This window comes from Synergistes jonesii, assembly GCF_000712295.1.
GTDB lineage: Bacteria > Synergistota > Synergistia > Synergistales > Synergistaceae > Synergistes > Synergistes jonesii.
In genome coordinates this window covers 1-9,679 of record NZ_JMKI01000018.1, presented here as the reverse complement: position 1 = coordinate 9,679, position 9,679 = coordinate 1, and the positions used below count along the sequence as shown (strand labels likewise).

Genomic DNA, 9,679 nt, shown 5'->3' with positions numbered 1-9,679 from the left:
TGGGMATACGGCGCTTATCGCATCTGCAAAGCCTGTCAGGCCGTCGACGGAGATAATGAAAATATCTTCGGTGCCGCGATTACGGATCTCGTTAAGGACACCGACCCAGTACTTGGCGCTCTCATTTCCGCCGACCCACAGGCCAAGGACTTCACGATGCCCGTCCAGTCTTGTCCCAATAGCAACATAAACGGCTTTCTTGACGGTTCGGCCGTCCTGCCTCACATTGAAATGCACGGCGTCCATAAAGACGACTGCATACTTTTTGGCCAGCGGCCGGTTCTGCCATTCTTTGGCAATCGGCAGAATTCGATCCGTCATTCGCGAAATCATTTCAGCAGAGGCATCCACACCGTAGATAGACTGCAGGTGAGCCGAGATATCCCGGGTCGTCATGCCTTTTGCATACATGGACAGGACCTGATCCTCTATATTTGAGATATCGGTCTGGTTCTTTTTGACTGACTGCGGTTCGAAGTCACCCTTGCGGTCTCTGGGGACGTCGATCGGGATATCTCCGGCCGAAGAGGTGACTGTTTTAGGGCTGTAGCCGTTGCGGCTGTCATCTGTATGCTTGTTCTTGTAGTCATATTTGCTGTAACCGAGATGGTCATCCATCTCGGCTTCCAGCATCTGCTGGATCGTATCTCCGAGAAGATCCCTCAGCATAGCCTGTACGTCCTGGGCGTCTTCCGGTTTGTAGTGGGAAAGGAGACTCTGAATAAGCGCTTTTCTTTCCGGTGTCAGTTTTCTCTGTCTTGCCATAAAAATATCCTCCTGGATTGAATTTATCTTAACACCAATCCAGGAGGCTTGCTTTCTTCTCTATGGAGTTTACACAGAATTTGTTATACTCTCTCAGTGATAGCATGATAATGCTGTGCCGCTCCTTGACTCGAACTCCGCCGCTTGGCGCGCGATACTTTCCGCGTTCTCCCCCCACCAACCGGAAACGACCTTCAAGTCGTCGTTCCAACGGGCGGTGGGCCCCGTCCAGGCCGCCCTGTTATACGTGACATCGAGGGCCGCCAGCCGCTTCAAATGCCACAGATACAAATGCGCCAACTCATGCGTGAACGTGGAGCGGTCGGCACCCTTTCCGAGAGTGATCCGCACCGGCCCGCCGTCGTAAGCGGGAAAAGCGATAGAACCGCGGGACGGCTGCGTAAAATATGGGTTGCCCTGATAATCTGGGACATTTTTTAATAAATCGTGTATACTAACCATAAGGGAACCGGAAAGCGCAGCGTTGGGCCCCTCGGGGGATAGCAGCGCGGATAGCTTTTCGGTTTTCTTATCTTCGATTATTACATCATATAAGTCAACCTTTGTTGGATTTATTGTAATAACCTTCCCGTCTTCCTCCGCCACAAGGCGCACGACATAAAAATTACCACCGTCGATAGTTATTGGAACATAGAAACGATGATAAACGGACTTTCTGTTCTTTCTCAGTGTTTTGTTAACCTGCCCTTTACTCATGCTCTTTGTAATAGGTTTAACTTTAGTATTGGGCACACTTTCAACCAGCACCGAATTCTCGATTAAATCCTTCAAGCTTACAATTGATTTATTCCTAGCGGTGACATGCTCCTTTTGCGGTATGTTTATTTTACGCAAAGGAAACCTGGTAAAAGCGATATGATCCGCATTGACGTGAAGGACGTCGATTATTGCCTTACTATCGGCGGTAGAAAAATGCCCTTCGGGCAAATTCAGCAAATACGCCTTGAGATCTTTGAGCGTCTTAATGTCTTTAGGGACTTTTACGCTTCTTAAATCCACCACCTTGACCTTTTGGTTGGGATTCACATCAGTGTTGACAGGCTGCAAATAAATATTCGAGTCGTTCGCGTCGAACGTCCCCGTATTTTCCACGGACTTGACCTGTTCCGGGCTGAAAGTGATATATTCCGATTTTCCGCCGTCGGTGGCCAGCGGATCGTAAGGCCTGATCATCCCGTCGAAGCCCAGCATCCTCAAATATGGATTCAGAATATCCATATCCCTGAAATCAAGCTGGCGCGCCTCAAACGCATAAAAATCGTGGAGCGAACGCCCCATTAGGTCGCGGGCCTCCTCGTCGTCCATCGACTCGTCCATCTGCGGCAGGAAGTCGTTATATAAATTCCTTACGACTGAGCCCTCGTCGTTCCTGAAAGCCGCATACAGCTCCCTGAGCCGTTGGAAATCTCCGTCGTGTGCCAGCTCCGAGTCGTCCATATCGAACCAGTCGTCGAAACGGGCGGAAAGAGCCTCCTTTAAAGAGGCGACATTCTCCTCGGAAAAAACGAACGGGTTGCGGATATTAAGATACACTGGATATAAAGAGCCCTTCTTCCCAGCATAGCCTTCGGCTGTATCCTTATCTGAAATGAAATAATTTCCCTGCGCGCTGCCGAAAGACGTCATGCCGGCCGCGTCTCCACGATAGGCCGCCAGCGGCTCGCCGTTTGAGTCCAAAATACGGCTAGCGTTTTCCGGGTCATTCTCCCAGTCGCCGAACCACGCTTTGAAAGCCTCCGTGCGTGTGACGGCGCCGTTTTTACTCCAAGGCGCCTGCGTGAACGCCAGCCCCTTCGGCTTCCCGTCCTCCCCGCGTTCTATCACCATCGGGAACATCCGCTCCACGTCCTCCGGCAGGAAACGCCCCAGTTCGCGCCCGCCTCTTTTGGCGGCTTTTTCCGCCTCCTTCGGCATAGCGTCGCTGTACATGCGGGCCAGCGGGATATACACGCGGCTCTTCACCCACGCCCAGGCGGCCGCCGTCTCGCGCTCCACCCCCTCCTCTTCGAACTGCATCCTCGCCGCCTCGTACAGCTTCCTGGCGGAGCGCTCCTCCAGCGCCTCAAGCTCAAGCTGCGGCGCCAGCTTGAAAAAATCCCGCGTCCGCAGCTCGGCCGCCTTCCTGCCGGCCTCCTCCGCCTCGGAAAACGTCATCCCGTCGCGGCTCCAGCTCAACTCCCTGTTGAGCGCCTCCATCACGGCGTCGCCGTCGCCGGCGGCCTCGAACACCTTCGCCGCCGCGATCTCCATCTTATACCCCTCATCCAGCGAGCGGTCGTAATCCTCCTCATCCACGCCCAGGACCTCCACAGCCCACTCCTTCGCGCTCTCGTAATCGGCGGCCGCGGCCCCCTCGTCCTTCCGCGCCTCCTGAAAAAGCGTCTCCACCGCGGAGGCCGACATATACGCGCGCGACAGATCAGCTCCCTCAAGAATACGCTGCGTATGCTCGCGGCTCATCCCGGGGAAGCGCTTCAACAGCTTCGTTGCGAACAGCCTCTCCGCGAAAGAATCAAGCGTGCGGTTCAGCCTCATAGTCTCCGCAGCCTCCAGCTCCCTGCGCGCCAGCTCCACGCGGTAGCGGGCGCCCCTGTTGGCAAACCCGCCGGCCGGCCCGAGCGCCGAAATCAGCGAAAAAGAATAAAGCGAAGAAACAAAAGTCTCGCGGAGCTGCGCGTTGACCTCCCCCAAAGTGCGCATATCATAGCCGTCCAGCAGCGCATACTTCTGCATCTCGTCTATCGTGATGGGGACCAGGTCCTGCATCACCTCCGTCATACTCTCCGTGAAGACGTTGATCCCCCAGTCCTTGGCGGCTAGCGCCGTTATCTTCGCGGCCGCGGGCAGCTTCGCCAGCCGGCGCGTCACCGCCGCCGACACGGTCGAAAGCGTAGCCTGCGGCACGGCGCGCCTCGCCACGCTCAGAAAAGGCCGTCCCGCGGTCTCCCACTCAAACAGTTCGAGGGCGCCGTTCACCGCGCCCACCGCCATACTGCCCAGCCCTATGGAAAGATTCGAAAGGTGATTCCCCTCCTCATCCGTCATCATGCGGCGTTCGATGAGATCCAGCCCAGCCTCAGTCTTGGCCGCCTGCGTGAACACCCCCAGCTTCGCGCCCAGCCACCATCCGGCCGCTGCGGTGAAAACGGCCGCCGCCACCGCCGGCAGTACCGGCGCCGCTCCCACTATCGCCGCCGCCCCCGCGCCGGCGAGGGCGCCGCTCGTCATCCCGAAAGACGCCGCTCCCGGAAGTGCCGCCCCCAGCGACGCGGCGTAAGCCCCCAGAGCCGCCCCCGTGGCGCCCATCGCGCCCGTGGTCCACGCGCCGCGCGCCTGCTGCCCGTAAAACTTCCCAGTTTCATAAAGCAGGCCGGAAAACCACCCTTCCGGCTTATCGCGGTCGAGCGCCAGCATCCTCTTCTCCAGCGCCACCCAGCGCGCCTCATCCTTCCTGCCCAAAAAAGCCTCGGCGGCAAACAGATCGCCGGCCTCCGAGCTGATAGACGCCATTTCATACCCGGCGGACGCGCCCTTCCCGAAAGGACTCCCGCTCAAAAAGTCGTTCACGAACGACAGATCCTTAGCGGCGGCGGAAAGCGCCGCCCGCCCGGCCTCATCCGAAATAGGCATCCTCTGCGAATACCTCTCGCGCCCCGCCTCCATCCGGCGCGCGTCGAGAGCCGAGCGCATACCCAAAGAAAGCCCTTCCTCCGGCTCCTCGCGGTAAATCTTCGGCATATTCCGCATAGCTGCAGCCGCCGCCATCCTCCCGGCGCCGCCGCGCGACAGCTTCCCGCGCAGCGCCTTCGCCACCGCGCCGGCGCGGCGCGCCTCTCCCTCCTTAGCGGCGAGCGCCTCCACGTCGTCATTGGCGCTCGCCATCACATCCTCATCCTCAAAAAAACGGGCCGTCAGCGGATACTTCTCCGAAAGCCCGCGCCAGTCCGGCATACCCTTAGTCAGCAGCGCCAGGCGCCTCTCCGCCTCCTTGGCGTACATCTCGTCGCGCTCCTGTATCCACTGGGGCACCCCGACGGCCTCCGCAGTCCAGACGCGCCGCGCGTGCGCCTCCGGATCCTCGGCCGCATACTTCGTATAAACCTCCTCCAGCTTCAGCCCCAGAGAATCCGCGGAAAGCCCCCGCGCCACGGCCTCCGCCTCCGAAAGAGCCGGCCCCACCTTCACCCCGCTGAAGACGTCCCTCTCCATCGCGTCGTCGAACATACTCACAAAAAACCGCCTCCTCAATAAAAAACCGCCCGAAGGCGGCCCCCCATACCGGCTATGCTATAATTGCCCGCGTGGGGGATATGCGATGGCAAATGCGATAGTCGGAACACTTTCAGTCGAAATAAAAAACCTGCTGGGCCTGCGATTCGCAGCGGGCGCGCCCATACTCATAGGGCCCGGGAACATAAGGCACATGCTGTCGAGACACCCCTACGAATACGCGAAATACGGGGAGTCCATCCCTTCCATCGTCGAAAGCCCCGACTACGTAGGAATCAACACAAAAGACGGCTCCATAGAATACATAAAAGAATACCCGGAGAACCGCGAATTCATAAAAGCCGCCGTAAGAGCCTCCGGCGAAGGCAGCCTCTTCGTGAGATCCCTCTACGTCGTAAGCGGCGTCAAAATCCTACGCTTCGTAAACTCCGGCAGATTGAGACGTCCGCCGGCTCCTGCCCATCCTCCTGCTCAGGATGCAAAAACTTGACAGAGCCCTTAAAATTTCGTAACATAATAAACGAAAACAAAACCCTGAGGACGGAACGGGCAGCCGTCGCCCCTCGCAAGAGGTTAGGAGATGCGGGAAGGTCGCCCCGCCTGGTTTTGGTTTCAGCGTAAGCGGCGCAAAAAGACGGGAGCCCTGCTCCCGTCTTTTCCGCATCCTCGGGCGGGGCGCCTCACCTCATCGGCCGCGGCATCCCCTCATACTTCTTTGCTTCGGAAGGCGGCAGCATCTTCGGCGCGTTCGGGAAAATCAGCTCGTGCTTTTTCCCGTCGGCGTCCGTCACATACCACTTCCCGTCCGCGCCCCTCTCCGCTCCTGGCGCTATCTCGCCGCGGCGTACCGCGACATCCCGCACCCCGCCGAGCCACGTCCGTGTCTGCCCGATGACCTCCGGCGCCAGGATGTCGTCCATCATCTCATTCGCCCTCTTATTTGAAACGAAGCCGCCGTTCTTCTTCCGTTCCTGCTCATAATCATAATTGAACCTGTCCTGCAGCGCGTAAGTTTCGTCCTCTATCTTCAGCTTCTTCATCTTCTCCCTGAACTGCGCTGCGCAATTCAGCTGTATCTGCAGCGCCCTGGGCGAAGAGTCGCGCTCCCTCAGCTTCCGCGCCAGCTCCTTCTCGTGCGTATCCACCAGCATGCCGTAAGCCTTCATGCCGGCCAGCTTGTCCTCGTCGAAACTTCCGTCGGCCACGCCCTCCAGCGCCTTCTCATAATTATTTACATACCACTCTACCGGCTTTTTGGAATAATGCGACGCTTCAAGCAGCTCCTGCTGGATCGGCGCCAGCCCCCGCAGTGAAAGCTTGAAAAGCCTGTCCTCCTGCTGCATGGCGCGATACGCGGCGTTCGCGCTCCTGTCGGCCGCCGCGGCGCGCCGTTCACGATCCGCCGATATTCTCTCGGACCACATGAGCGCCCCCTCCGCGTCGAGCCTTCCCGCGTCCACCAGCGCCTGCAGATCCACGCCGTTGAGCCCCCCGCTCTTAAGATAAAGCTTCGCCAGCTCGCCGCGCGTCTGCCTGTACAGCGCCGTCTGCTCCTGCTTCGCGTCGGCGAAAAGCGAATTCACATAGCCGAGATAGACGTCCTCTTCCTTCCCCTCGTGCGCGTCGCGCACGTCGGCCAAAGCGCTTGCCAGCCCGTCCGCGCCGTACTTCTCAAGCAGCCTCTGCGCCTCCGCCTGCGCCTTCGCCGGCAGGGCGGCTTTTTCAACGGCGCCCTTCAGCTTCTGGGCGTCGGCGGGCTCGATATAGCCCCCGTACTCCTTCACCAGCGTCTCGGCGCGCGTCGGGTCGTTCTGCGCCGCCTGCTGTATCATGCCTATAAAAAACTCCGAGCGCACCAGACCGGAATTCTTGAGATTCGCCTCCGGCCCCTGGTCGCCGTACCTGGCGATAGTTATCTCCCTGAAGGCGTCCTCCTGCGCCTCCATGGAAAAGCCCTCGGGGTTCAGGGCGGCCGCCGTATATATCGTCTTCAGCGTCCGTTCGGCCTCCTCCTGCTTGTAGAGGGACATCTGCTCCCCCTCCAGCTTCATGCAGGCGGAGCCGACGCCGCGGTCGTACGAGGCCGTGCGCTCCGCAAAAAGCCTTCGCTGTCCCGCCGGCAGCGCGCTCATGATCTCATCCTTCAACACCTTGTGCGCCTGATGCGCCCTGCCGGAAAGCCCTTCGGCCCCCGCGCCCTTCGCGTGCATCAGCCCCGTATTCGGGTCGTAAAGCAGATGCGAGCTGCGGCTTACGTAATCGTTGTAAGCGGCCAGCGCCCCCGCCTCCGCCCTGTCCCGCGCCATCTTCTCGATGCCGGCCGCCAGATCCCGCGCGCCCTGCGCGACATATTGTCCCGCCTTGGAAGAATACCCCGCGGCCGCGGCCATCGCGGCGGAGGCTGGATCGTTCAAATCGCGCCTCACAGCGACCGGCCCCGCGTCCCGCACCTCGGGCAGACTTTCAGCCCCCCGTATCCTCATCGCCGAAAACCTCCTCGCGTGCTTTCTCTCAAGCTAATTCAGCCCCCAGAAGCCCTTATAAAAACTTCTGTGCGCCGTGGCGGCCGCGGGCTTCTTCCTTCCCACGACCATATCATCCCACTTGGCGGCCACCACGCCGGCGGAAGACAGAAGCGAGCCCGTCAAAGCCGCGCGTCCGGCGTTCTCCACGGCTGAGGCGTAAGCCTCGCCGCCCCTGCGCGTGCCTTCCGCCTGGTGCTCGAGCCCCACCGCCTGATTCACCAGCCCGAAGCGCTGCCGCTGATAATTCTGCCGCAGCACGTCCCGGTCGCGCGCCGCTTCCAGCTCCGTAGCCTCCTCCACGGCGGCCGCCGTCCCCGAATCCACCAGCAGCCCCGAAGCTCCCGCCGCGGCGCGTCCGGAAGCCGCAACCGCGCGCTGCTTGCGGGCGAGCGCCTCCTGCTCGGCGGCTCCCTGCTTCGACACCGCCTCCGCCTCGCCGCGCGCCTGCTCCGCGTTGAACTCAAGCGCCCTGGCCTGATACTCCGACTGCATCCTCGCTGCGTCAGCCTGCTCCCGCGCCGCCTGCATCTGCGCAACGCCGGAGTAGAGCGTGCCGGCCACGGACGCGACGGCCGCTACAACCGGATTACACACTCCTCTTCACCTCCTATCCAAAACCTGTAAAAAGGCAGCCCTGCAACGCCGTAAGGCTCCGGGTCGCCAAATTGAAACCCAAGCCGCTTAAGCCAGCGGACGCTTCTTTCGTTTCTTGCGTCCACATAATTGCGCATATTCGGGAAGCGCTCACGCAGGCGCGGGAAAAGCGCCGCCGACAGCCTGACGAAATCCCGCCTGCACTCATCCAGCGCCGAAGTCCCGATAAGCCAGGGGCACCACCAGTGCGCGTCCTCGCGGAAAACCCCGAAGAGCCCCAGCGTCCGCCCGCGCCCGTCGCGCGCTGCGAAACAGTACGAAGAGCCCAGCCAGCCGCGCAGCACCGCCATCTTTACGTCGCCCTCCGCCGCCTCCAGCTCCCGCCGGTCCGCTTCGCGCATATCGTCGATCGTCTCCATACAGTGGCGGCGCGTCGCGCGTACGAGATAAATCACGGCTAAAACCGCCAGAACGAAAAAACCAGCCCGACGCCGACGCACGCTTCTTGATGGATCGCGTCGTACCCGGCGAACAGCCCGACCGACCACGGCGACCGGAGCCTTTTGTTCGACTTCTGCAGCCTTTCCACGCTGCGCGACCACGCTTCGCGCTCCCGCATCCTGGCGGCCTCCAGGGCCGCAATGTCGGCGCTGACGGTATCGACTATCCTGTCCTGTGAAGATACATACCTCCTGAGAGCTCCTATCTCCGCCGCCTGAGACTCCAGCATCTCCACAGTGTCGCGCCCGTCGGCGAGCGGAACGACATACGCCTCATCTGTCAGCAGATATCCCTTCGGCCGCAGTTCTATCTTCCCTGTATCGCCCCAGCAGGTCGTTCCAGCGGACAGCGACGTCAGAATCATCAAGCCGGCCGACATCGCGCCTAATAACATTTTTCGCACTTTCAACCACCTCCGGCAATCTATTTCTCTCACTTTGGGCCTTCTCAATAACGCTTTTCAGCCTTTCGGCGGCGTCGTCAACGGCGGCCGTCTCCACAGGCGGCCGCGTCGTTCCGTCTACGCCGTAGATCCGCGCCTGCCCCCACCGCCACAGATACCACCCGGCGGCCGCCAGCAAAACCGCCGCCGCGAGCAGCGCCCACCGGCGCCGGCCGTCAGAGACCGCCCTCATTTTCATCGTCCGCGCGTCTTTTAGGGCGCGCCGGCCTTCGCACGGCTTCATAGCCCGACTTGCCGGCCGCCGCCGCGAAGACGACCCCGCCGAAATAAATGCCCAGCTCCTTGGCGTTCGGGGGAATATCTTTCGTAAACAGCCAAGCGGCGACGAAAACCAGCAGATTCACCGCCCACGTCAGAATCGCGATCGGCTTAGTCCACGGCAATCCGTTCAGATAAACAAAAACCCTGTTCATTCGACGCCCCTCTTTCCTTCGTCCTTACAGCCCTTGCAGGCTTTGTCGTCCAGCCCCAGCCTCCCGTCGATCACGCGCCTTACCCACGGCCGTCCGGCCGAGACGGCGACATAGACCGCCGCCAGCCTCCCGGCCTCGCCCACGCCTAACTCGCACAGCCCCAGAAA

General features: G+C 60.4%; 8 protein-coding genes. 1 reads left to right on the top strand and 7 read right to left on the bottom strand.

What is annotated here, in order from left to right; translation table 11 throughout:
- Both EH55_RS04605 and EH55_RS14760 read right to left on the bottom strand, forming a co-directional pair.
- A partial coding sequence (locus EH55_RS04605) for an IS256 family transposase (protein ID WP_037975218.1) occupies positions 1 to 765 on the bottom strand: 765 nt, incomplete at its 3' end.
- Between the two features lie 93 nt (positions 766 to 858).
- On the bottom strand, positions 859 to 5,010 hold the full coding sequence (locus EH55_RS14760; RefSeq protein ID WP_037975216.1) for an ADP-ribosyltransferase-containing protein: 4,152 nt from the start codon (positions 5,008 to 5,010) through the stop codon (positions 859 to 861).
- A 91-nt stretch (positions 5,011 to 5,101) separates the two neighbouring features.
- On the opposite strand from EH55_RS14760, the gene EH55_RS04595 reads away from it, so the two are divergent.
- On the top strand, positions 5,102 to 5,506 hold the full coding sequence (locus EH55_RS04595) for a PBECR3 domain-containing polyvalent protein (protein WP_051682649.1): 405 nt from the start codon (positions 5,102 to 5,104) through the stop codon (positions 5,504 to 5,506).
- Between the two features lie 190 nt (positions 5,507 to 5,696).
- On the opposite strand, the gene EH55_RS04590 is transcribed toward EH55_RS04595, so the two are convergent.
- The 5 genes from EH55_RS04590 to EH55_RS04570 all read right to left on the bottom strand — a co-directional run bounded on the left by EH55_RS04590 (position 5,697) and on the right by EH55_RS04570 (position 9,512).
- Complete coding sequence (locus EH55_RS04590) at positions 5,697 to 7,499, bottom strand: hypothetical protein (protein ID WP_037975213.1); 1,803 nt, start codon at positions 7,497 to 7,499, stop codon at positions 5,697 to 5,699.
- Between the two features lie 33 nt (positions 7,500 to 7,532).
- On the bottom strand, positions 7,533 to 8,135 hold the full coding sequence (locus tag EH55_RS04585; protein ID WP_037975211.1) for a virion core protein, T7 gp14 family: 603 nt from the start codon (positions 8,133 to 8,135) through the stop codon (positions 7,533 to 7,535).
- On the bottom strand, positions 8,117 to 8,590 hold the full coding sequence (locus tag EH55_RS04580) for a hypothetical protein (RefSeq protein WP_051682648.1): 474 nt from the start codon (positions 8,588 to 8,590) through the stop codon (positions 8,117 to 8,119). Before EH55_RS04580 ends, EH55_RS04585 begins: the two co-directional genes overlap by 19 nt.
- Before the next feature lie 2 nt (positions 8,591 to 8,592).
- Complete coding sequence (locus EH55_RS04575) at positions 8,593 to 9,039, bottom strand: hypothetical protein (protein WP_160170727.1); 447 nt, start codon at positions 9,037 to 9,039, stop codon at positions 8,593 to 8,595.
- A 215-nt stretch (positions 9,040 to 9,254) separates the two neighbouring features.
- Positions 9,255 to 9,512 carry a hypothetical protein gene (locus tag EH55_RS04570; RefSeq protein ID WP_037973899.1) on the bottom strand — a complete coding sequence of 86 codons (258 nt, stop codon included), beginning with the start codon at positions 9,510 to 9,512 and terminating at the stop codon, positions 9,255 to 9,257.
- Between the last annotated feature and the right edge of the window lie 167 nt (positions 9,513 to 9,679).

Coding starts and splice junctions, on each gene's coding strand:
- EH55_RS04595 (WP_051682649.1), top strand. CDS start 5,102: ATGGCAAATGCGATAGTCGGAACACTTTCAGTCGAAATAAAAAACCTG.
- EH55_RS14760 (WP_037975216.1), bottom strand. CDS start 5,010: ATGTTCGACGACGCGATGGAGAGGGACGTCTTCAGCGGGGTGAAGGTG.
- EH55_RS04590 (WP_037975213.1), bottom strand. CDS start 7,499: ATGAGGATACGGGGGGCTGAAAGTCTGCCCGAGGTGCGGGACGCGGGG.
- EH55_RS04570 (WP_037973899.1), bottom strand. CDS start 9,512: ATGAACAGGGTTTTTGTTTATCTGAACGGATTGCCGTGGACTAAGCCG.